Annotated in this window: 22 protein-coding genes; 8 read left to right on the forward strand and 14 right to left on the reverse strand. The window is 66.6% G+C overall.

The window, feature by feature from the left end; translation table 11 throughout:
- Position 1: 1 nt before the first annotated feature.
- The 11 genes from AC1U7O_RS09375 to AC1U7O_RS09425 all read right to left on the reverse strand — a co-directional run bounded on the left by AC1U7O_RS09375 (position 2) and on the right by AC1U7O_RS09425 (position 10983).
- Positions 2–814 carry a cytidylyltransferase domain-containing protein gene (locus tag AC1U7O_RS09375; RefSeq protein ID WP_479894470.1) on the reverse strand — a complete coding sequence of 271 codons (813 nt, stop codon included), beginning with the start codon at positions 812–814 and terminating at the stop codon, positions 2–4.
- Entirely contained in the window at positions 811–1953 is a 1143-nt protein-coding gene (locus tag AC1U7O_RS09380; RefSeq protein ID WP_479894471.1) for a glycosyltransferase, read from the reverse strand. Before AC1U7O_RS09380 ends, AC1U7O_RS09375 begins: the two co-directional genes overlap by 4 nt.
- A gap of 13 nt (positions 1954–1966) precedes the next feature.
- Complete coding sequence (locus AC1U7O_RS09385; protein WP_479894472.1) at positions 1967–3034, reverse strand: N-acetylneuraminate synthase family protein; 1068 nt, start codon at positions 3032–3034, stop codon at positions 1967–1969.
- Entirely contained in the window at positions 3031–3996 is a 966-nt protein-coding gene (locus tag AC1U7O_RS09390) for an SDR family oxidoreductase (RefSeq protein WP_479894473.1), read from the reverse strand. The genes AC1U7O_RS09385 and AC1U7O_RS09390 overlap by 4 nt, the downstream gene beginning before the upstream one ends.
- A 2-nt stretch (positions 3997–3998) precedes the next feature.
- Positions 3999–4979 carry a UDP-N-acetylglucosamine 4,6-dehydratase (inverting) gene (gene pseB, locus AC1U7O_RS09395; protein WP_479894474.1) on the reverse strand — a complete coding sequence of 327 codons (981 nt, stop codon included), beginning with the start codon at positions 4977–4979 and terminating at the stop codon, positions 3999–4001.
- A gap of 20 nt (positions 4980–4999) precedes the next feature.
- The gene (locus AC1U7O_RS09400) at positions 5000–6157 is read right to left on the reverse strand and encodes a GNAT family N-acetyltransferase (RefSeq protein ID WP_479894475.1); all 1158 of its coding nucleotides are present in this window, start codon (positions 6155–6157) and stop codon (positions 5000–5002) included.
- On the reverse strand, positions 6154–7002 hold the full coding sequence (locus AC1U7O_RS09405; RefSeq protein ID WP_479894476.1) for a polysaccharide deacetylase family protein: 849 nt from the start codon (positions 7000–7002) through the stop codon (positions 6154–6156). The genes AC1U7O_RS09400 and AC1U7O_RS09405 overlap by 4 nt, the downstream gene beginning before the upstream one ends.
- 29 nt (positions 7003–7031) lie before the next feature.
- On the reverse strand, positions 7032–8210 hold the full coding sequence (locus AC1U7O_RS09410) for an SDR family oxidoreductase (protein ID WP_479894477.1): 1179 nt from the start codon (positions 8208–8210) through the stop codon (positions 7032–7034).
- The gene (locus AC1U7O_RS09415; protein ID WP_479894478.1) at positions 8203–8448 is read right to left on the reverse strand and encodes an acyl carrier protein; all 246 of its coding nucleotides are present in this window, start codon (positions 8446–8448) and stop codon (positions 8203–8205) included. The genes AC1U7O_RS09410 and AC1U7O_RS09415 overlap by 8 nt, the downstream gene beginning before the upstream one ends.
- On the reverse strand, positions 8441–10216 hold the full coding sequence (locus AC1U7O_RS09420) for an HAD-IIIC family phosphatase (protein WP_479894479.1): 1776 nt from the start codon (positions 10214–10216) through the stop codon (positions 8441–8443). Before AC1U7O_RS09420 ends, AC1U7O_RS09415 begins: the two co-directional genes overlap by 8 nt.
- A gap of 149 nt (positions 10217–10365) precedes the next feature.
- On the reverse strand, positions 10366–10983 hold the full coding sequence (locus tag AC1U7O_RS09425; RefSeq protein ID WP_479894481.1) for a winged helix-turn-helix transcriptional regulator: 618 nt from the start codon (positions 10981–10983) through the stop codon (positions 10366–10368).
- Positions 10984–11294: 311 nt separating this feature from the next.
- Between AC1U7O_RS09425 and AC1U7O_RS09430 the strand changes: the two genes are divergently transcribed.
- The 8 genes from AC1U7O_RS09430 to AC1U7O_RS09465 all read left to right on the forward strand — a co-directional run bounded on the left by AC1U7O_RS09430 (position 11295) and on the right by AC1U7O_RS09465 (position 19732).
- Positions 11295–12281 (forward strand): glycosyltransferase family 2 protein, encoded by a 987-nt coding sequence (locus tag AC1U7O_RS09430; protein WP_479894483.1) that lies wholly within the window; start codon positions 11295–11297, stop codon positions 12279–12281.
- Between the two features lie 110 nt (positions 12282–12391).
- Complete coding sequence (locus tag AC1U7O_RS09435) at positions 12392–13072, forward strand: methyltransferase domain-containing protein (protein ID WP_479894484.1); 681 nt, start codon at positions 12392–12394, stop codon at positions 13070–13072.
- Positions 13073–13625: 553 nt separating this feature from the next.
- Positions 13626–14756, forward strand: a complete 1131-nt coding sequence (locus tag AC1U7O_RS09440; RefSeq protein ID WP_479894486.1) for a hypothetical protein — start codon at positions 13626–13628, stop codon at positions 14754–14756.
- A gap of 48 nt (positions 14757–14804) precedes the next feature.
- Positions 14805–15440 (forward strand): acyltransferase, encoded by a 636-nt coding sequence (locus AC1U7O_RS09445; RefSeq protein ID WP_479894487.1) that lies wholly within the window; start codon positions 14805–14807, stop codon positions 15438–15440.
- Positions 15441–15534: 94 nt separating this feature from the next.
- Positions 15535–16872 (forward strand): ArnT family glycosyltransferase, encoded by a 1338-nt coding sequence (locus AC1U7O_RS09450; RefSeq protein ID WP_479894488.1) that lies wholly within the window; start codon positions 15535–15537, stop codon positions 16870–16872.
- Positions 16873–17087: 215 nt separating this feature from the next.
- Complete coding sequence (locus AC1U7O_RS09455) at positions 17088–18041, forward strand: GDP-L-fucose synthase family protein (protein ID WP_479894489.1); 954 nt, start codon at positions 17088–17090, stop codon at positions 18039–18041.
- 3 nt (positions 18042–18044) lie between these two features.
- Positions 18045–19520, forward strand: a complete 1476-nt coding sequence (locus tag AC1U7O_RS09460; protein WP_479894490.1) for a glycosyltransferase — start codon at positions 18045–18047, stop codon at positions 19518–19520.
- Positions 19511–19732 carry a hypothetical protein gene (locus tag AC1U7O_RS09465; protein WP_479894491.1) on the forward strand — a complete coding sequence of 74 codons (222 nt, stop codon included), beginning with the start codon at positions 19511–19513 and terminating at the stop codon, positions 19730–19732. Before AC1U7O_RS09460 ends, AC1U7O_RS09465 begins: the two co-directional genes overlap by 10 nt.
- A gap of 9 nt (positions 19733–19741) precedes the next feature.
- Here AC1U7O_RS09465 and AC1U7O_RS09470 read toward each other — a convergent pair whose 3' ends face one another.
- Genes AC1U7O_RS09470 through AC1U7O_RS09480 form a run of 3 tightly spaced genes read right to left on the reverse strand, consistent with a single transcriptional unit; the run spans position 19742 to position 22799 of the window.
- Positions 19742–20854: a methyltransferase domain-containing protein gene (locus AC1U7O_RS09470; RefSeq protein ID WP_479894492.1), complete on the reverse strand. Its 1113-nt coding sequence runs from the start codon at positions 20852–20854 to the stop codon at positions 19742–19744.
- Positions 20851–21771, reverse strand: a complete 921-nt coding sequence (locus tag AC1U7O_RS09475; protein WP_479894493.1) for an SDR family oxidoreductase — start codon at positions 21769–21771, stop codon at positions 20851–20853. The genes AC1U7O_RS09470 and AC1U7O_RS09475 overlap by 4 nt, the downstream gene beginning before the upstream one ends.
- Positions 21768–22799: an SDR family oxidoreductase gene (locus AC1U7O_RS09480; RefSeq protein ID WP_479894494.1), complete on the reverse strand. Its 1032-nt coding sequence runs from the start codon at positions 22797–22799 to the stop codon at positions 21768–21770. The genes AC1U7O_RS09475 and AC1U7O_RS09480 overlap by 4 nt, the downstream gene beginning before the upstream one ends.
- Between the last annotated feature and the right edge of the window lie 41 nt (positions 22800–22840).

Here is a 22840-nt window from a genome sequence, read left to right on the forward strand (position 1 = left end):
CCTACCCGGACGCGGCCCGGTGCGCGCCCTCCGCATCCCGGTCCCTGGACAGCGAGCGGCGGTACCCCTCGTCCCTGGTCAGACCGCGATTCAGCGCCGCAAGCTGCGGCTCGCGCGTCACAAGAGCCAGGACTTCGTCCATCCCGAAGACCGGCCCCGCATGGCTCAACCGGTCGTAGACGGCCCGGACGAACGCCAGGTCTTCCTCCTGATCCACGGTCCACCGGTGCGCGGAGAGGTCGCAGCCGTGGTCGACGTTGCCGAGGCGGAATTGATCCCCTCGCTTCCAGATGAACGGTGTGACGTGCTCGCGCTCCGAGGGCAGGACGGCCTCGCGCCAGGCCCGCTCCAAGGCAGGGAAGGACACGACCTCCGTGTCGAGCCCGTCCGGGAAGGTCGGGGGATGGACGTTGCTCACGTAATCGAACCGACCCTGAAGAAATTCGCCCACCACCCGGCCCGACACCTCCGGGTCCAAGAGCGGGCAATCGCCCGTGAGCCGGACGACGACGGACGCGTCCCACCGCTGCGCGGCCTGATAGTAGCGATCGAGGACGTCATCGGCGGCGCCGGCGAACCCCTCCACCCCGCAGTCCTGAGCCAGACGCAGCAGCACCCCGTCGCAGGGGTCGGCGGTCGTGGCCACGATCACCCGGTCCACGCCGCGGATGCGCTTGGCCCGCTCGATCACGCGAGCCAGCAGCGGCCGGCCGCGGAGGTCCGACATGGCCTTGCCCGGCAACCGGGAAGAGCCCATGCGCGCCTGGACGATCGCAACTACCCAGGAGCGCGCGCCGGCCGCGTCGGCCATCATCCGGCCAATTCCATCGCGCCCTGCCTCGTCGACCGGAGCGCCGTGTCGTAGGCCGAGAGCAGGAACTGCACGTTCTTGCTCCAATCCGCCCGCTGTCCAGCGAGCGCCACGTTGGCCTCGCGCATCCGAGAATGGGAGTCGGCCGCGTCGAGCGCCGCCGCCATCGCGCCGGCGAGGGCCTCCACGCTGCCCGGCTCGAACAGCCAGCCGTTCCGTCCGGGCGTCACCCATTCGCGATTACCGGGGGCGTCCGCCACAATCACCGGCAGTCCGCAGGCCATCGCCTCCAGGAGAGAGATGGACGTCCCATCGCTGGGGACGCTGCTGACGTAGAGGTCGGCCAGGTTGTAGTAGTCGGGCAGGGCGCTTTGCGGAACCTGTCCGGCGAGATGGATCCGGTCCGCGTGGCCGCCCGTCTCGACCATGTTCCTGATCCGCCGAGCCATCGAGCCGGCGCCGAGCAGGATCAGGCGGGCGTCGCGGTGGCACTCCGCCACGCGGTGGAAGGCGGAGACAAGGACATTGATCCCGTATTCCGGCTCCCAGGACCGCGTTGAGAGGAAGACGCACGAGCGGCCCCACCCGAGGCGCTCGCGCAAGTCCAGCGCGGAGCGACGGGGCCGAAACACCTCCAGGTCGATGCCCCAGGGGTAAGTTACGATGCGCTCGTCGGGGACGCCGGCCAGGGCCCGGACCTGCTCGCGGACCGCGCGGCAGTCGCCGATGACCACCTCGGCCTTCCGGAGCGCGTACCGCGCCAGCCGACGGACCACCGGGCTCCGCTCCGCGTCCACCAGCAGGTCCGACCCCCAGGCCATCGCTACCAGCGGCCTCGCGCCGGCCAGCGCGGCCAGGAAGGCGCAGGACGGCACAGGTCCGGCATGGACAAGGTCGGGCGCGAACTCGCGAAGCACGCGCCGCAGGCCGACGACGAGGCGCGGCCACATCCAAGACCTGACCCGGGACCGGCCCCCGGCCCAGACCAGCAACTTGACGCCGGGCGGCAGCTCCCGCCCCTCGTAGGCCACCGCCCTTTGCTCCAGGCGCAGGAACCCCACGTCGTAGCCGGCGGCGGCCAGGCTCTCCAGGTAGCGCCGGTCGTGGGTCGTGTAGTCGCGGGAGAAGTAGAGAACGCGCACCGTGCCGTCCGCCCTACTCCAGCTTGCTCCAGGTGAGATGCTCCCCGGCCCGCAGCCCGACGCGCGTCCGCCGGCCGACCACCCGGGGCAGTTCGAACGGCGGGATGGCGTCCTCGGGCGCCGGCCGCAGGACGTCGATCATCTGGCGCGTGAGGGCCGTGGCCGGCGCAAGGTCCCGCGCGGCGCGTAGGCACCGGCGCTGGACGACGGCCGAGGCCCGCTCGTTCTCCTCGATGGCCTTGCTGCCCCCGCCCAGGGCCGCCTCCAGCTCCCTGGTACGGGCGACCATTTCCATCCACGTACCGGGGTCCATGGAGAAGGCATGATCCGGTCCCTCCCGCCTTGTATCGTCGGTGAAATGCTTCTCGATGACGCGGGCGCCCAGGGCCACGGCGCCGAGGACTGTGGCGTGGCCGGGCGTATGGTCCGACAGGCCCAGGAGCACCGAGGGGAACATCGCCCGGTAGGTCTTGAGCACGTTCAGGTGGATGTGCCGGAAATTCCCCGGGTCGCCGGTGTAGTTGGTGTTGCACTGCATCAGCACGAGGCGGGGGTTCAAGGCCAGAATCGCCTCGACGGCCCGCTGCACGTCTCCGATGCTCGAGGCCCCGGTCGCCAGCATGACCGGCTTGCCCTTGCGCGCCACGTGCTCCAACATCTCCGGCCAGGTGATGTCGCCGGAGCCGATCTTGTAGACCTCGACGAAGGGATCGAGCATGTCCACGGCGGCGAGGTCGTAGGGGGCGGAGAAATAGTCGATGCCGACGCGGTCGCACTCCTCCTTGAGCACCTTCGTCCACTCCCAGGGCAGCGACGCCGCCTCGTAGACCTGGTAAACCGACTTCTTCCACGAGGCCTGGTGGGCGAGTTGCGCGCCGAGCGCCTCGAACCCCTGTCGGCTCACAATCTGGGGCGCCCGGAAATTCTGGAACTTGGCGGCGTCGGCCCCGGCGTCCTTCGCCAGCCGGATGAGGAGCTTGGCACGGCCGAGATCGCCGTCGTGGTTCGCGGAGATGTCGGCGACGAAGTAGGTCGGCTCGCCGTCACCGATCCACCGACGGCCGATCGGCAGCCGGGTCACGCCCGCGCTCCGCTTCCCGGCGCCGCGCCGGACGACACCGGGGCCGGACACAGGGCCCGACGCGCGGCGACCTCGCCGCTCTCCTCCAACCGCCGAAGACGCCGCAGGCCCTTCGCGACGGGGGGCATGGCCCTCCCGAGCGCAGCCTCCGCCTTGGCCGGATTCAGGTTCGTCACCAGGGGGCGCGCCGCCCGCAACCCCGCCGAGGCGATCGAGGCGGGACGGACCAAGTTCCGGTCAAGGCCGAATTCCCGGGCCAGCGCGCGGGCGAACTCATACTTGCTCACGGCGTCCGGCGCGCCGAGGTGGTAGAGCCCCTTCAGGTCCCGTGCGATCATGTGCAGCAGGATGTCCGCGAGGTCGTCCACGAGCAAGGGGGAGAAGATCACGTCCCGAAACCCCGGCACCTCTTCGCCCCGCCGCAGCCTGCCGAGGATCCATTCGGCGAGGCTGACCTTGGGAGACACGTTCCAGCCGTAGAGATTGGTGCGGACGATGAGATGGTCCGGTGCCTCTCGCCGGACGGCTTGCTCCCCCAGCCATTTGGAGCGCGCGTAGACGTTGAGCGGCCGGGGCTCGTCCTCCTCCACGTAGGCCCCTCGCGTGCCGTCGAAGACCGAGTCGGTGGAGATGTAGACCAGGCGGGCGTTGACCAAGGCGGCCGCGCGGCCGAGCCGCGCCGTACCCTCGACGTTCACCCGTATCGTCTCGTCCGGATGGTCCTCGCACCAGTCCACGCGGGTTTCGGCCGCGCAATGGACCACAACGGTCGGCCGCGCCGCCGACACCGCCGCGGCGATCGACTCGTCGCTGGCGAGGTCGAGTTCCACCGACTCCACGCAGGGGAATTCGATTATGGGCCGCCGGGAGCCAGCCACGACCTCGTACCGCTTCGAGGCGGCGAGGACGAGCGTGGCCCCGACCAGCCCCATGCTCCCCGTCACCAGCAGCCGATGGGCCATGGTCAGGCCTCTCCGATCAGGGCTCGCAACTCACCGGACGAGAGCCACCGCGCGTTGGTGTGGCTCTCGAAGCTGAACCCGTCGGGGAGTGCCTTGCCGCCCTGGAGATGGTCGCCACCCCACCAGGGGAACATGGGCTGGACGACGTACATGTCGTCGAACTCGACGGCGTTGCGCGCCTCGTCGGCCGAGATCAACATCTCGTGCAGTTTCTCGCCCGGCCGGATGCCGGTGACCTCCACCCTACACCCGGGGGCCACCGCCTCCGCCAAGTCGGTGATCCGCATGCTCGGAATCTTCGGCACGAATATCTCGCCGCCCATGGCCAGGTCCGCACAGCGGACGACGAAGCGGACGACCTGATCGAGCGTGATCCAGAAACGCGTCATCCGCTTGTCCGTAATCGTCAAAACGCCCTTCCGGCGCTGCTCCTGGAACAGGGGGATGACGCTGCCGCGGCTGCCCATCACGTTGCCGTAACGGACGCAGGCTAGCCTGGTGAGGCGCCGGCCGACGTAAGAGTTGCCTTGGACAAAGAGCTTCTCGGCGACCTGCTTGGTCGCCCCGTACAGGTTCACGGGGTTCACGGCCTTGTCCGTCGAGAGCGCCAAGACCCGCTGGACGCCGTTGTCGATGGCCGCGTCGATGACGTTCTTCGCCCCCAGGATGTTCGTTTGCACGGCCTCGAAGGGGTTGTACTCGCAGGACGGTACCTGCTTGAGGGCGGCGGCGTGGACCACGATGTCCACTCCATAGAAGGCCCGATTCAGCCGGTCGCGGTCGCGCACATCCCCGATGAAGTAGCGGACGGGCGAGTTGCCGGTATCCGGATACTTCAACCTCATCTCGTGCTGCTTGAGCTCGTCCCGGCTGAAGACGATCAGCTTCTTGGGTTGGTATTCGGCCAAGACGAACTCGATGAACTGTTTCCCGAACGACCCCGTCCCGCCGGTGACCAGAATTGTCTTCCCGTCGAGTCCCATCGCGCCTCCCTACCACCGGTTCAGAACACATCGAGGTCAGAGTCCCCGCCGTTGAGGACCCACCGCTCTGGGGCTTCCACGCCGGCGCCGCCCCGCCCCTCCCCGCCGGCCGACATCATCCAGCGGATGGGGCTCGGGGCTCTCAGAAAGCCGGACCGCGCCAGTTGCCGCTCGACCGCCGGCTGGCGGACGGTGCATCGGATGAACGCGGGCCGGTCCCCCGGCGTCCCCGTCAGTCGCCGCTCGGCCTCCGCGATCAGGGCATCAACGGCCGCGTGGTCTGCGGGACGGGTCAACACCTCCGTGATGAACCCGGCTGGCAGACCGCGCGAGCGGCCGAGACGCAGAACCGCCACCCCACGCACCTCGGTTCCGGTCCTCGCCATGAGCATCTGATAGCGATGCGTGGGATGCTCTTCGTATCTCCAGCGCATTGTGTCGGCCGTGCGGCGGATCACGCAGGGCAGGCGCGGCTCGATGTCGGCCCACCAACGATTGAAGCGCTCATCGAACCGGTCGAGGAGAACCACCTCGACCCCGTCGTTTCCCCGCCCGACGAAGCCGGCCAACCGTCCGACGGATTGCCTGGCCCGGATTGCCGCACCGATCAGCCGCCGGTGCAGCGGGCTCCACGGCAGGGTATCAAGCACCCGGGCGGATTCGTAGAGCCTGACGTAGACGGGCAGAGTTCCGGCGTCCCGAAACCCCAACCGGTGAAAAAGGGAGGCTGACTGTTCGTTCATCCCCGCGACGAGCAGGGGACACCCTGCAGCCTCCCGCGCCGCCAGCACGAGCAGAGCGCCGACGCCCAGACTGCGGGCCTCCGCGGCCACGATCAGGTCGCGCGCCCAGGCCACCGGAGTCGGCCGTCCGCCAACCACGGCTTCGGCGGGCAGCAGGCCCAGGTGGCCGACGATCCGGTTTCTGTGCCGGCAGACCCAAGCTGGCGGCCCGCCCTCCATGGGGACCGGGCTGCGCTCGTACAACCAGCGCCACCGGCGCTCGACCAGGGACCGGTCTCGGAAGCTCTCCGCCAAGGATTGGTCCGCATAGGCCTGCTGGAAAAAGTCACACAGCTCTCCGACCTCGTCCGGCCGCACGCGTTCGACGGGCAGGGACGAGGAGAACCGCCGGAGGAGGGCAACTTGCGGCGGAGACGCGGCGGGAACCGTGCTCATGCCGACACCCGCTCACCCGCCGAGGGGCCGGCAGGATGCCGGCGGGCCTGCCATCGCTGCACGACGACGTACCAGTCGTAGCCGCCCTGCAACAGCAACTCGAACTCGCTGATCCCTTCGCACCAGGAGATCCGTGACCGGCGGAGCAGGAACCGGTCGGCGCCGGCACCGTTGGAGCCGAAAACCGTGGTGAACGCCCCGGCAAAGCCCGCCGCTTCCACCGCGGCGCGCGCCGCAGCGTCCCAGGCATCGAAGGCACCGAAGGGGTAGGCGAACAGCTCGACCGGCGCGCCCAGGCCGTCCTCCAGGCTCCGCCTGGCGCCTTGCGTTTCCACCGCAAGGCTGCCCGGGTCGAGTCCAGCCAGTCGCCGGTGCGTGGCGCTATGGCACCCCGCCGTGATCAGGCCGCTCGCCACCAGCTCCCGAGCCTGCTCCCACCCCAGATAGCTCCCCCCCCACCCGGTGTAGACCAGGTCCCGCCGGCCGGCCAACGCCGAGGTCACAAAGAAGACCGTCGCCGGAAAGCGGTGCTGCTGCAAGACCGGTAGGGCCAGCTCCAGATTGTCGGCATAGCCGTCATCGAAGGTCAGGACGATGGTCCCGCGCGCGATCGGCTGGCCGTCCCTCAGCCGCTCCACCAGATCCAAGGCCCCCACGACCCGATAGCCCTTCGCCGCCAGGTAGGCCATCTGCTCCCGGAAGAGGGGGAGCGGCGTGGTCATCTGTTCGGGATCATGACGAGGCTCGGGGACGATCGAGTGGTACATGAGGACGCGGGCCGCATCGGCCGGCGCGCCGCCGCCACAGGCCCGATAGAGGCGGCTGACACCCCGTTTCGCGGCCATCCTCACCTCGGCGACCCGCATCGGCCCGATCACTCGCCCGCCCCGCCGTCCACGGCGACGGAGACGCCGTTGACCTGCGCGGCCGCGGGCGAGAGCAGGAACGACACGACCGCGGCCACATCCTGCGGCTCGACCAGGCGGCCGGTCGGCATCCTGGCCGCCATCACCAGGCGGCCGCGCTCGGACAGGCCTTCGTTGAGCCCGACCGGGACCATCGTGGGCACCACCACGTTCACGGTGGCCCCCTGCGCGGCTAGGTCGGCGGTGAGCAGTCGTGCGACCTGCTCCATGGCCGCCTTGCCCAGGGAATAGGCGCCGAACTGCGGCTGGGGGCGCCGCGAGCCGGCGGTGGACCCCACCAGAACCATCCGCCTGACTCGGGAGCCAGGTCGACGCGCCCATCGGGCGAGCAGCAGGGGCACTTCCACCGCATGACGCCAGTGCCGCGCCACGCCGGGCAGGTCGTCGCTGGCGAAGCTGCGCACGAGAGGAGGGACGCTCATATGCAAGAGCCCGTAGAACCCGTCGGGAGCAGTCCGGGCGAGGAAGCCCTCAAGGGCGCCGGGCTGATCCAGGTCCACCTGCTCGTACCGGACCCGGTCGGACCCTTCGAGCCTCGCCGCGCGACGCGTCAAGCAATGGAGACGGTACCGGCTCGCAAGGTCCTGCGTGACCTGCGCTCCGAGCCCCCCGGTCCCCCCGGTGACCAACAGACAGGATTCTCCGCCGGGGGAGGCGTCCCGTTCATCCTCCCGGCGCGCGACCGGCCGCCGCGCTTCGCCGGCCCAGTCAGCCGAGCCGGAGCCCGCTTGGGGCTGCGTCGCGTGGAGAGCAAAGGCGACTTCCGAACTCAACACCGACCACTGGCGGGCCAAGTCCGTGACCGTGACCGACACCGAACCGAGGCCCTGCGCCTCGTTCAAGTGCGTGAGCTCGCCGGTCACCTGCACCTGCGCGGGGTAATACAGCGGTTTCGGGAAACGGGCTTTCACCGAGAGAATCAGGCTCCGCGGACCGGGGATGTGCATTCCCACGACCCGCGACACGAGGCCGACGAGGAAGGCCCCGTGAACGAGGGGCCGGCCGTATTCCGTCCCCCGGGCGTACTCTCGGTCCGTGTGCAGCGGGTTGAGATCGCCGCTGAGGCGTGCGAAATCGGCGACGTCCTTCTCGGTGACCTCGACGGTGAAGGAACAGGTCCTATCCACGGCGCAGGGCCTGTCGCTCTTCGATGATCTTGACCGCTGCCTCGAACGAGGCCAGGTCCACGACGTCGTCGTCCGTCAGACGCACCTGGAATTCCTGCTCGATCGCCACGATGAGGTTCAGGTGGAACAGACTGTCCCATCCCACGCAATTGAACCTGCTCCGTCGGGCGACCGGTACGGCCTCCCCCGGCATGAGATCGGCGAAGATCGCCTCAAGGCGGCCGGCGACGTCAGTCATGGAGCCCCCGCCCCACCGAGGCGCGCGACGGCTCGCGCGCCTCGCGGACCACGGAACCGGCCTCGCGGATGAGCGCCTCGCCCGCGGCGACCGCCTCTCGTCCGCTGAGTCGCCAGTGCCCGTCGGGCTCAAGGCAGCACCCGAGATCCTGGACGAACCGCCTGGCCGGCTCATTTTTCCCCGTGTCGCGCAGAGGGATGCGCACCCACTCGCAGGCGGTCCGCCTCGCCAGCTCCGACAGGATCACAACCTCGACCCCGCGACCGAAGGCACGGCAACTCAGGACGAGCTGGCGGAGACGGATTGACCGATCCGTTTCCAGGCTCCCCGTCACGACGCAGACCGTTCCGAACTCCCCGAAGCGATCGCGCAGCTTGGCCGACCAGCAGAACGCGCCGGGGGTCTCCGCCCACGCCGCCCATTCGTGCTGTAGAAATCGCTCTCCGGTGAGATTGAATTGGTTGGTCTTGTTGATCAGCTCCAGCGAGCGAGGATCGCGAAATGCGTCGGCCGTGAGGATCACTTCGAGATGCAGATCACGAAGGCGCGCGCAGGGGCCGCTGGCCGTGGCCGCCCCTTCCCGCCTCGGCTCCGCCGCGAGAGAGGCCGCCCGGTGCCGGTCCTCCGCCAGCCGTTCTGCCCGAAGCCGGTCCTCTTCGCTCACGCGCCACGCGGCGAACAGCTCCTGAAGCGAAGCGAACAAGGCCTGCCACTCCCGTCCTTCCCGCGGTGTCCTGAAGGTCACGACGTCCGGCAGCCGTTCCTCGATCTCCGCCAGCTCCAGCGGATCGTCGTCGACCAGGACCATCGAGTCGGGTCGGATGTTCAGCTCGGTCGCGATCGCACGGAGGTTGTCCGACTTGGGATCCCAGTTGCAGCGGTGGGCCGCAAAGTCCGACAGCCCCAGCGGCATATTCATGTCGTCCAGGAAGGGGAGGACGTCGCCGGGGTTGTTCTTCGAGCAGAAGGCTAAGAGGACCCCTTCGTTTTTCAGTTTCAGAAGAAACTCTTGGAACACGTGGAAGGGATAGCCTCGGCCATCCGGCCGGTACTGAAGCCCCTCGGGCCCTTCCTCGCCGATCACCCCGCTCCAGAGGGTGCCGTCCAGATCGACCACCAGCGCCTTCTTACGGAGCCGAACGGGGAAGGCCACCTCGACGAAATGCCGAGCGATCGTCTCGCTCCGCTCCGGTGAGAGGGGACACCCTGCTAGGAGCAGCTCCCGATAGTCCAACTCGCAGGGGGGGAGATCGAGCAGGCGCCCTCCCTGCCGGCTGGCCTCTCGAGCGATATCCCACATCAGCGCGGAGGCCTCCACCGCGACGGGCCCGATCGCCATCGGCGAACAGGCGTCGAGCAGGGGAAGATACCGTGCTGGCGGGAGCGCGAGGTAGGTCTCCGCTCCCTGACGGGACCGGAGCCACAGACTCAGCTCCTCCTTCAGCTTGGCCGCCCCCTCGATGAGGGCCGCGGCTTCCACGCGATCCTTCCCGCGCCCTCGCCAGGACAGCGCGGGATGGATGTCCTCCCAGGAGAGGCAGAGGAGGGCGGGGAAGATCCTGAGCCGCGAGGCCGTCGCGTCGAGCCCCGCCCGCAACTGGTCGTAGCCGAAGGTCTCGACCTCCGGGGTACGGCCGGGAAACCGCTCGGCCAGAACCGCCTGCAGGTAGGTTTTCAGGTGGAGCGGCTCGAACGAGCAGAGGAGAGCGACCCGGCTCCCATCGTAGGAAGCAGTCCTCACCACACGGAGGGCCTCACGAATCAGCATGGTTGCTTGAGAAGCCTGGGGATCGAAGGGAGAAGGGACCCGCTTGCTGGCGTCGGGGCCCCGCACCACCCCGCCGCCTATAGACATAGCTCCGCCTCGTCACTTACACGCACCCTCCCGCCTGCCGCCGTCCGAAGCCTGAAGCCCGTTCAGACCGGGGCGGAGGCTTGTGAGGAAGACTCCTCGACCGGGCAGAGCGTCCAGATCCGACCGAGCGGGACCGATGCACGGGCGAGTTGCTCGCGGACCCGCTCCACCTCTTCCAATTGGGCGATCAGAACCGCGTCAAAATCCCACTCCGCCAGCAGCTCGACCGGCACGCGCGGATAGGACAGGAAGGTCCGGTCGCCCCGGCCGTCCACGAACCCTACCAAGACCAGGGGAGTCTCCTTCAAGCTCAGGTATGCCAACTCGGCTAGCTCGCCCGTGCCGTAAATCATCACGCGCTTCAATCCGGCCTCCGCAAGACCGTCAAGGACGGCCTTGAGCCGCTGCCGGATCTCCCGGTAGTAGCAGAGCGAGTACTGCATGTACTCATAGGTGAGGCGGGATTTTTCCGCGACGCCGCTGGGGGTCAGCAGGTACTTGATCCGATTCCGCGGAATCGTGGTGATCTTGATATAGCCCTTCCTGGCCAACCGCTTGAGGTAGAGATTGGTCAGGCCGAGGGCCACGCCCAATTTTTGGGACAGGGTCCGTTGGGTGACACAGGCGTCCTTCTCGACTTCGTTCAGAAGTTGGAGATCGCGCTGTGCTTGTAAGTTCATGGAAGAGCAAGGCCTTTTCAAACGAGGTTCGAATTTTGAACACTTAACCCCGCTGCGTCAAGAGAAAAAACTCTCATGGGCAAGACGAGGCCAGGCCAGGAGCCGAAACCGGATCGCCTAAGATCCCCCAAACGGCCACTCCGCCCAGCGGAAGACCGCACCCTTGACACCCCTAGGCGAGGTGCCTAAGATACGACCCCTCACACCTATGGTTTCAAGCGCTCTCCCCGCCTTGGCCGAGGGTTCCATTTGAGCATCAACCCGCAAGCCAACCTGGTCGCTGCCGGGCGGCCGGAGCCTGGACGCCACCCATGATTTCCATCGTGATCCCCGTCCTCAACGAGGAGGACAACCTCCCCGAGCTCCGCAGCCGCCTCCTCAAGAGTGCCGAGGCCTGGGGCGAGAGCTTCGAGATCATCCTCGTGGACGACGGGAGTACCGACCGCACACCGGCCATTCTGCGCGGTTTCAACCAGGAGGATCCCCGTTTCAAGGTGGTCCGATTGTCTCGGAACTTCGGCCATCAGGTGGCGATCAGCGCCGGGTTGGAATACGCCTCCGGGGATGCGGTGGCCGTGATGGATGCGGACCTGCAGGATGGGCCGGACGAGTTGACCCAACTGCTCGCCAAGTGGCGGGAGGGCTACGAGGTGGTCTATGCCGTCCGGCGCAAGCGGAAGGAGAACCTCTTCAAGCAAGCGGCCTACTGGGCTTTTTACCGTCTCCTGGCCTGGGCCTCCTCCGTGCGCATTCCGCTGGACAGTGGGGACTTCTCCGTCATGGACCGCCGGGTCGTGGACGCCTTGGTGGCCATGCCGGAGCGGAGCCGCTTCGTGCGCGGGCTGCGCAGTTGGGTCGGTTTCCGCCAGATCGGGATCGAGTGTGAGCGCAACGCCCGCTTCGCCGGCGAGGTGAAGTACACCTTCACGAAACTGCTCAAGCTGGCCCTCGACGGTCTGGTGAATTTCTCGGAACGACCGCTGCAGCTCCTGTCCGTGACCGGCTTTGCGATCGCAGGACTGGCCTTCGCCGGCATGATCTACTCCGTCGTCTCCCGGGTCTTCGACATCAGCCTCTTCGGGGTGAAGCCCGCCGACACGCCGGGCTGGACCTCCCTCATCCTTGTGGTTCTGTTCCTGGGCGGCGTCCAGCTCATCGGCATGGGGATCATCGGGGAATACCTCGGGCGGATGTACAGCGAGGTGAAGCGGCGGCCGCTGTACGTCGTGAGGGAGGAACTCGGTTTTCCGACCTCCCGGAAGCAGCGCGAGATCCTTTCATCCGGCCGGATAGACTGAGGCGCGCCTGGCCAGGCAGGCACACCCCGCATCGAAACCATTCCATGAATCACGCCCCGTCAGCCCGGGAGAAACTCACCGCCCTTCGCCAGGCTTGGGAGCGAAAGCCCGTGCTGCGGCGACTCTATCGAGAGTATTATCGGCGCATCGAAGCTTCCCTTCCGCCGGATGCCCGACGCATCGTCGAACTGGGAAGCGGCAGCGGAAACATCAAGAGCGACTTTCCGGCCGTTATCTCTACGGATCTGGTGGCCTGTGACTGGTTGGACGCCGTCCTGGACGCCCATGCTATGCCCTTCCCCAACGGCCAGATTGATGCATTCGTCGCGGTGGATGTGCTACACCATCTCGCGCGCCCGCTCCGATTTTTCTGCGAGGCCGAACGCTGCCTGCGCTTCGGCGGACGCATTCTGCTCGTGGACCCCTACATCTCCCCGATGTCGTTCGTCATCTTCAAGCTGCTTCACCACGAACCGGTGGATTTGACCGCGGACTTGTTCGCCGACCCCGAGGCGGCCGGGTCACTCGGCAAGGACCCTTGGGACGCGAACCAAGCTGCGGCCACGATCCTGTTCTGGAAGCACCGCGCGCGGTTCGAGCGCCGATTCCCGCGCTTGCGCATCCTGACGCGCGAGGCGTTCGACTGGGTGTGGCCGCTCACCGGGGGATTCAGCCACCCCGCCCTGGTACCGGAGCGATGGGCCGAGTGGCTCTGCCGGATCGGTCGCTGGAGGCTCGCCAACAGGCTGAGTGCCTTCCACTCGTTCATCGTGATCGAGAAGACCTGGTGATCGAGCTTTTCGCTCGCGGAGTTCGCATGGGTATTCACAGGAGCACGCCGGCGAGTGCCGCGGGAGTGCCGCAGCGGGCATCCTCGTCCTTGCACAGTCACGAAGGCTCACCGCGGAAGTCTTCGGAAATTTCCTCGGGTGCGGTCTGTCGGGACCGCAGTGCATCGGTCAGTTTCCCCGTTCCGGCTCGACAAGCCCGCGGTGGCGCTCCGCTCCTCCGGCGAAGTCGGGGAGCCACGCTCCCGCCGCTGGTCTCGTGCCGGACTTCTGCCGCGATGTTCAGAGGCCGGACCCTAGCAGGAGCCCACGGTACAGAATGCGGGGGAGTCCATCCCATTAGAACAGGTCCGCCAGCGGCGTGCTCGCGTCGCTCAGGGACTCAACGTACGGCAAAGAGTACGCCTCGCCCCTTCGCTCGCCGCCTGCCCGCCGACGGGCAGGCGGCCTTGCTGGACGGCCTGTTTGACCATCCTGCGAGCGATTCCGGTTCCGCCTGGAATCCTGTGCCGTGGTGTCTGTCAAGGCCGAAAAGAGTTTTTCAACAGCCCGCTAGATGCCTGTGAGAATCCCTACAACATTGCGCGACGCGTATCGGACGGCGGCGCTCATCCTCCTCAATACCTCCATCCTTCTGTTGGTCGTGAACGTCGTCCTTTTCGTGTATTTCCAGGTCTCCCGTAGAGACACGAACAGCAATGTGGTCTTTGAGAAATACGGCGCTGCGTGGGTGACGAGCCGGTATCCCGAATTGAACGGGGAGCAGGTCCAAGAGCTGCTGGCGGAGACTTGGTCCTTGCATTTGACGTACGAGCCTTACACGGAATTTCGAGAGCGACCTTTCCAGGGCACCTGGGTAACCGTCGATCCGCGAGGCTTTCGAGTCTCCCGCAATCAAGGGCCTTACCCGCCCTCCGAGGAATATTTCAACGTGTTCGTCTTCGGAGGCTCGACGACCTTCGGGTACGGGTTGCCAAACGATTCCACCATCCCGTCATATGTGCAGGAACTGCTCCCCTCCCCCCAAACCGTTCGGGTCTACAATTGGGGACGCGGCTTTTATTTTTCATCGCAGGAACGCATTCTATCGGAGGCGCTGCTTGTCTCCGGCGTTGTTCCCGATCTAGCGGTATTTATCGACGGCCTCAATGAATTCCATTATGCGGAGGATCGTCCGAGGTTATCCTCTCGACTCGAGTTGTTCGTCGAGGGCTGGGAGCTCGTCAAAGCGATTCCGATGATTCGGTTGATGCTCCCCCTGGGGGCCGATGTATCGGCCGGCAGCATTCGCGAAGCGACCCGGCTGGTCGCCGAGATACGATCTCAAGAGAATGGGGAGTACCTTAAGAACCGCTACACGGATCCCGGGCTAGTCGATCGCATTCTCGAGCGGTATAGGCGCAATAAGACGCTCATCGAGAATGCTTTCAAGGCGTATAACGTTCCGGTCGTCTTCGTCTGGCAGCCTGTCCCCGACCAGGCCACTTTCGCGGCGTTCGGCTACCCCAAGATGGCGAACCTGCACCGTGAAGGTGCATTGGGACCAAATTTCGTATGGTGCGCGGATGTCCCGGATCCAGTCTATGTGGATGGCGTGCACTATTCGGGCGGGACCTCGCGTAGGATCGCTCAATGTATCGTGAGCAACATCGTTGAGAGGGGCATGCTGCCGACCGCGCACCGGTAACGGCTATTTCACAACCCGTGATGGCGGGTACTCATCCGAGCGATGTTCATGCGGACGATCAGGCGCTATCGTACGTTCGCCTTCAGCCACCCTCACCGAGCCTTGCTTGGCATGCGGGCTCTCGCTCTGGCTCCTCTCGCCAAGGCATACGCCAGGTGCATGGGGGTGAAGTTCGGACGGGGCGGGGTCTTCTTCGGCAGGCCGTTCATCGACAAGGCGATCGGCAGCACGATTGAGATAGGGGATTATTTTACGATCCAGAGTCTGTGGTATCTGAGTCGGGTCGGCTTCGCTCATCCGATGATGTTTCAAACCGAGAGCAAAGAGAGCCTTATCCAAATAGGCGATTATTTCGAAGCTTCCGGCAGCACCTTATATGCGGCCAAGCGCATCACGATCGGGAACAACGTCATGATCGGCGCGAACTCAATAATCATCGATACGGATTTCCACCCCGTCTTCGCGAAGGTAAGGGATTGCGCCGATATGGAAAACGTCGGTAAAAGGGAAATCCGCATAGAGGATAATGTTTGGATCGGGATGAACTGCACGATCTTAAAGGGTGTGACTGTCGGCAGAAATTCTGTGGTGGCCGCCGGATCGGTGGTGACTAAGAACATCCCCCCTGACTCTATCTGCGCGGGTATCCCCGCTAAAGTGATAGGGGTTAACGAACACGATTGAAGACGGCCTCATGACCTCTCTGTTCCGATCGGAGCTTGTCTAGGCGCAGGCTAGCCATGTCATTGCTCACCTCATCGCCACACACCGCACATTGATGCGAAAAGCGACGGCTTCTGGACATGCGGCTGCGCCCGGCAACGCACCGACCGCGTGGCGCCGGATAGGCCCCCTGCCGGCACTGCTCGGCATCGGGCTGCTTGCCCGGTTGGGCATGCTGTTCTGGTATCTGAGCGCGCACGGATGGACCCTGGAGACCTGGGAATATGAAGTTCTCGCGCTCAACCTCCTGAACAAAGGCGAATTCTCCTACCCCTATCTCGGGAACGACTACCGTTCGTACGTTGGCCCCGTGTTCCCCTTCATCGGTTACGTGCTGCACTTGGTCGGGGGTAAGAGTTTGTTCCTGTACGCCGTGTTTCACCTCTCCGTCTCCCTCACGACCATCTGGCTGACCTACCGGCTCGCATCCGCATGGTTTTCCAGGGAAACCGGGACCCTCGCCGGCTTGCTTGCGGCACTGGAGCCCGGGCTCATCGTGTACAACTCTTACAAGGTGGATGTCATAACCCTGGCAACGTGCCTCCTGCTGGTCGGGTTAGCGGTGTTCGAGCGCATCGCGACTACCGGACGATACCGCTGGTCAGCATTGCTTGGGAGCCTGGTCGGGATCGCCATGTTGACCCGCCTGGACTTGATCACCATCCTGGCTCCCTATGGCCTATGGCTCGCACTGGGCGGCACCTCCCGCCGGAGGATTCTGCTGCACGGCCTGCTTGCCGCCGGAATGACGCTGCTGGTGCTCACGCCGTGGCTCGCGCGCAACTACGCCTTGCATGGCCGAGTTCTGCTGACCACGACGGCAGGCGAGCAACTGTGGATCGGCAACTATCCGGGCTCGACCGGGACCCCGGATCCCTCGGCGAGAGCCGCCTACCTGCAAATCGCGCCCGCCTCACTCCGCGAGGCCATTGCCCACGGAACAGAACTGGAGCAGAACGACGCCTTCCTCGCCGACGCGGTCCGCACGATCCTGGCGGACCCGATCGGCTTCCTCCGCCAGACCACCCGCAAGTTCTTTTATTTCTGGTGGTTCGCGCCGACCTATGGGCTCTATTACAAAGACCTCGGGGGCCTGCGCGACGCCTACAAGGCCTTGTATGCCGTCCTGCTGGCGCTCGCGATCGTAGGGTCGGCGGCAGCCTGGCGGAACGACGACGTCCGGAACCGGCTCCCGGTTTGGTCCGCGATGGCCACGATCATGGCCATCGTGCTCATTCACAGCGTCTACTTCCTCGAGGGTCGGCACAGAGTCTTGGTGATGCCCCTGTTCCTGATGTTTTCAGCTCACGGGGTTGTGGCCCTTGCCGCGCGATGGCGACTTCGCCGTGCTCTTGGGTCCGTCGCGCGACCTCGTCCTTCGTCAGGCGACTGATCCCGATGACCGGCGGGGCGTCAGATAGGACACCGCGACGCGGCGTCCCGACTCAATGGGCTGAACCATGGAGGCGGCACCGATCTCCGGCGCGGCCGGCGGAAGCCCAAGGGGGCGCCGCCCAGGTCGAGGAATCCTTTTGCGGTCCCTCCACGGTTTGGCTTAGAATGCGGCCTCGCCCGATGGCGGGTCGGTGGGCGGCGGAGTGAAGCCCGATGGGATTTTGGACCGATAAGCGAGTGACGGTCACCGGCGGGGCCGGCTTCCTCGGCTCCTTTGTGGTCGAGAAGCTGGTCGAGCGCGGCTGTCGGCAGGTCGTGGTGCCCCGAAGCAAGGACTACAACCTCGTGGACCGGGACGCCGTCATGCGACTGTATGCGGACGCCAGGCCGGACATCGTCATCCACCTCGCCGCCAAGGTCGGCGGCATCGGCATCAACCAGCGTTGCCCGGGGGAATTTTTCTACGACAACCTGATGATGGGTGCCCAGATGATGGAGGTCGGACGGCTTCGCGGCATCGAAAAGTTCGTCGCGATCGGCACCGTCTGCGCCTACCCCAAGCATGCGCCCGTACCCTTCCGCGAGGAAGACCTCTGGAACGGGTACCCGGAGGAAACGAACGCCCCTTACGGGCTAGCCAAGAAGATGCTCCTCGTCCAGGCGCAAGCCTACCGGGCCCAGTACGGCTTCAACGCGATCTTCCTGTTGCCGACCAACCTCTACGGGCCGCGCGACAACTTCGCTGCCGAGAGCTCCCATGTAATCCCCGCCCTCATCCGCAAGTGCCTCGAGGCCGCCGCCCGCCGCGAGCCGGCCATCACGCTGTGGGGAGACGGCCGCGCGACGCGCAGCTTCCTGTACGTGGAAGATTGCGCGGAGGGCATCATTCTGGCCGCCGAGCGCTACAACGAGAGCGAGCCGGTCAACCTCGGCGCGGCAGGGCAGGAGATCAGCATCAAGGAACTGGCCGGGCTCGTGGCGCGTCAGACCGGTTATCGCGGCGAGGTCCGCTGGGACGTGGCCCGGCCGAACGGTCAGCCCCGCCGCTGCGTGGACACGGCCAAGGCGGAAGCTTGTTTCGGCTTCACGGCGAAGACCCCCTTCGAGGAGGGGTTGGCGCGGACCATTCAGTGGTACCGCGCCACCCTCGGCGGCGGACCCGCGTAATTCGTGAAGCCCCCCCCTGTTGACGAAGCGGAGCACGCACCGGACCTCGGAGCCCCTCCCGCCCTCTCGCCCCGCAAGGGACGGATCCGAGACCACTTCGACCGGCTCGCACCCGACCGGGCCCGGTGGCGTCGGCGGTACCGCTACTACTACCGACTCACCGAGGACTATTTCCGCTATCTCATCCCGCCCGGCTCGTCGGTCCTGGAAATCGGCTGCGGCACCGGGGACCTGCTGGCCGCCGTGCGTCCCACGCGGGGACTCGGGATCGATCTCAGCCCGCGAATGGTCGAAATCGCCCGGGACCGCTATCCCGACCTGGAATTTCGCGTCGAAGACTTCGAGACCCTCGAAACCGCCGACCCGTTCGACTACGTGGTCCTTTCCAACGTGCTGGGCTACGCGGACGACGTGCAGCGGGCCATCGGCCGGCTCCACCGGGTGTGCCGTCCCGACACCCGGATCATCGTCACCTACATCAATTACCTGTGGGCTCCGCTGTTCAAGGTGGCGGAGCGGCTCGGGCTTCGGATGGCGCAGCCGGAGCTGCACTGGCTCCCCCTGGACGAGATCGAGAACCTCCTCCGGCTCAATGACTTCGAGGTCGTTCGGAAGACCTATCGGAACCTCATGCCTCTGCCGATCCCGCTCCTCTCGGGCTTCCTGAACCATGTCGCCGTCAACCTGCCGGTGCTCTGGAAGCTGTGTCTCGACGAAGTCGTGATCGCCAAACCGGCGGCGCGGCGCAAGTCGCGGGAATCCGTCACCGTGTCGGTGATCATTCCCTGCCGGAACGAGCGCGGCAACATCGAACCGGCCGTCCGGCGCCTTCCGCCCCTGGGCGCGGCGACGGAAATCATCTTCGTCGAAGGACATTCGCGCGATGGGACGCTGGAGGAGTGTCGGCGGGTGCGGGCGGCCTACCCGGAGCGGGCGATCAGCCTCCTCGTGCAGGATGGAGTCGGCAAGGGGGACGCCGTGCGGAAGGGGTTCGCGGCGGCGCGGGGGGATGTGCTGATGATCCTCGATGCGGACCTGAGCGTGCCGCCCGAGGACCTGACGAAGTTCTTCGACGCGATCGCCGAGGGCAAGGGGGAGTTCATCAACGGCTCCCGCATGGTGTACCCGATGGAGGAGGGCGCCATGCGGTTCTTAAACTATCTGGGCAACAAGTTTTTCAGCCGTGCCTTCACCTATCTGCTGGAGCAGCGCCTCCGGGACACGCTCTGCGGGACGAAGGTTCTCTGGCGCACCGATTATGAGAGAATCGCCGCCGGACGCTCGTACTTCGGCGACTTCGATCCGTTCGGCGATTTCGACCTGCTGTTCGGCGCCGCCAAGCTGAACCTCAAGATCGTGGAAATCCCCGTCCACTACCGGGACCGGACCTACGGCACGACCCAGATCAGCCGGTTTCAGCACGGCTGGCTGCTCCTGAAGATGACCATCTTCGCTCTGAGGCGCATCAAGTGGATCTGAGCCAGGAGACGCTCCGCGCCATGCCCCCGCCCCATCCCATCGGCCTCTGTCGCGATTGTCGCCACGCGGCGACTTCCACCAGTCGCTCGGGCAGCCTCTTTTACCGCTGCCGTCTCTCCGAGACCGACACCCGCTTTCCCAAGTACCCGCCCCTGCCGGTCCTGCACTGCGCGGGCCACGAGCCGGCCGGCTCGACGCCGCCCACGGCCTGACCCGCCCCCTCAGCCGTCGGCCGGCACGACCCCGCGCACGACCCAGCCGGCCGAGGTCTTCAGCCGCTCCACGCGGACCTCCGCCAGCCCGCAGGACCGGAGTAGCGCGACGACTCCCTCGCGGCTGTACCGGACCTCGATCGGCGCACCGAACCGGTCGAGCAGGTCCCCGTGCACCGAGAAGAGCGAGGTTCCGAAGTTGAACGGCATCTGATCGGCCAGCGCCCGCGTCGGCCCGAACCGGGCCATGATCCGCGCCGGGATCGAGAAGGTCAGCACGACGAAGGGCGAGAGCAGGTAACAGAGGACGCTCAGCGCCCGCGGCGGCAGCTTGGTCGTCACGGCTCGGATCGCCGTCACCAGCCGCAGCGGGACCGCCTTCCAGGGATTGTCCGCATGATCCTCGTACAGATAGAGGACGAGGCGGGCCCCGCCCCGCTGAACCCGGACCATCTCGCCGAGCCCCCTGCGTGGATCGGTCGTGTGGTGCAGCACGCCGAAGGAGTAGCCGAAGTCGCAGCAACCGGCTCGAATCGGCAACGCGAGGACGGAGGCGCGGATCGGGTGGACGTTCGGCAGCGTGGCTGTGGCGGCCTGCGTCCGGTGGATCCCCTCGCTGATCTCCACGCTCAGGAGCTCGACGGACGGATGCCGCCTCGCCAGCGCGGCCGTGTCGGTGCCGGCCCCCGAGCCAGCTTCCAGCCCGACGGCGCCGCGGACGATCGGCTCGCCCAGCGCCGCTTCCACCCCCTCCGCATGGGTCGCCCCCTGCCGTTCCGCCGGCTCGACCGCCTGCCACAGGTGGCTGTAGAGGCCGACTGTCTCGCGGAGCCGCCGCCCCCGGGCGCCGGCCTCCGGCTCAAACAGCCAGGGGACACCGTCCACGACGGGAAAGTCCCGCCCGCAGCCCGTGCAGACCAGGGTTCCGGAAACGACTTCCTCGTTCCAACAGGCGAGACAGCGCTCCCGCGGCGGCGGTACGACGGCTTCGCCCTTCGCGCAGGAGCGTGTGCAGGGAAAGCAGACGCCGCGCACTTCGGCCGGTCGGGTGGTGGCCCCGGTGAGCCTCAGGTCGCCTCGGCACCGTGGACACTGGAGGAGGTCGACGAGGCGGTACTTCACCGCGGATCGCCGGGATGGGAGCCGACGGCCAAGTCGCCAAGCGCCCTCATGCGCCGAAGGCCCTCCTGCAGGGGGAGGGAGGCGATGCCCAGCTCGTCGTGCATCCGCTCGGTCACGAAGGAGGTGTTGCGGGGGCGGGGTGCAAGGGAGGGGAAGAAGCTGCTGTCCACGGGATGCAGGAGCGAGGCGTCGAGGTCGAAGACCTGGGCCACGAGCCGCCCCAACTCGTACCGATTCACGACATCCCGTCCGGCGACGTGGAACAGCCCGCCCTTCGCGAGCCCGATGACCCGCCAGATCACCTCGCCGCAGTGGAGGGACCACAGGGGGTTCTCGTAGACATCGGTGACCAGGTGCGTCGTCTCGCCCCGCCGGAGCCGATCGAGCAGCCACGTCGCCGGGTTGGCGCGTCCCTCCGGTCGATGCCAGCCGTACATCAGGATCGGCCGCACGATCGCGGCGTCGGGACAGGTGCGCCGGACGAGGGTTTCGCATTCCACCTTGATCCGGCCGTAGGTGTTGACGGGGTTCGTGTCGTCCGTTTCGCGGTAGGGCGCATGCCGGCCGTCGAAGACCGCGTTGGAGGAAACGTAGATCAACCGGCTGTCCGACTTCCTGGCCAGTTCCGCCACGTTCTGCGTGCCCACGACGTTCGAGCGCCAGGCCTCCTCCGGCCGACGCTCGACCTCGTCCACGCTGGCCATGCCGGCCGCGTGCACGACGACGTCGAACCGGCGGGCCGTGAACAGCTCAGCCAGTCGTGGCTGGTCGAGGACGTCGAGCACGATCTCCTCGACGCCGTCGGACGACGAGCGGTAGTTCCGCCGGTGCAGCACGCAGAGGCGCGCCCCGTCCCCCGCCGTCGCCACGATCGCCTGTCCGAGGAGTCCGGTCCCGCCCGTGATGAGGACGTTCATGCCCGCCCGCGCTCCGCGAACCATGGGACCGTCACGTCCAGCCCCTGGGCTACCGTGTGGCTCGGCGCATAGCCGAGCAGCCGCACGGCCTTCGCGATATCGGCCAGCGAGTGCCGGATGTCGCCGCTCCGGAAGGGACCGAATTGCGGGACCGCGTCCCGCACCGCGGGCCCAAAGGGAACCAGACGCTCCCGGATCAACCCGTAGAGGTCCAGGAGGGTCGTCTGCTGACCGACGGCGATGTTGTAGACCGTGTTGACGGCCTGCTCGTTCGTCGTGAGGGCGGCCAGGAGGTTCGCTCGCACGACGTTCTCCACATAGCAGAAGTCCCGACTCGTCCGTCCATCCCCGTTCACGATGCACGGTCGCCCGGCCAGCAGATTGCTCACCCAGGTCGGGATGACCGCGGCGTAGGGGCCACGGGGATTCTGTCGAGGCCCGAAGACGTTGAAGTAGCGCAAGCCGATACAGGCGAGTCCATAGCAGCGGGCGAAGACGCCGGCGTAGAGCTCGTTGACCTGCTTGGTGACCGCGTAGGGAGAAAGGGGGACGCCCTCGACGCCCTCGACCTTCGGCAAGCCCGGGTGATCGCCGTACACCGAGCCGGAGCTCGCGTACACGAACCGCTTCACCCCGGCGTCCCTGGCCGCGACCAGCATGTTGAGGAAACCGTCGACATTGGCCCGGTGGCTGCCCAGCGGGTCCGCCAGCGACCGCGGTACGGAGCCGAGGGCTGCCTGATGCAGGACATAGTCCACGCCGGCGCAGGCCTTGGCGCAATCGGCCTCCCGGGTAATGTCCCCTTCGATCAAGCTGAACCGCGTCCAGCAATCGGGGCCAACCCGCCCCCGCACATCCTCGAGGTTCTCCCGCGTCCCGGTGGCAAAGTTGTCCATCCCCACGACCCGTTGGCCGGCTCTGAGGAGCGCCTCGACGAGATGGGAACCGATGAACCCGGCTGCGCCAGTGACGAGCCACCGGCGCGAGTCGCGGCCCAACGAGTCGTTCAAGGATTCCCATGCCGTCATCGGCCGCCACGCCTCACGCAACCCATCCCCCTGCTCCCGCT

Source organism: Candidatus Nitrospira neuquenensis (assembly GCF_979578155.1).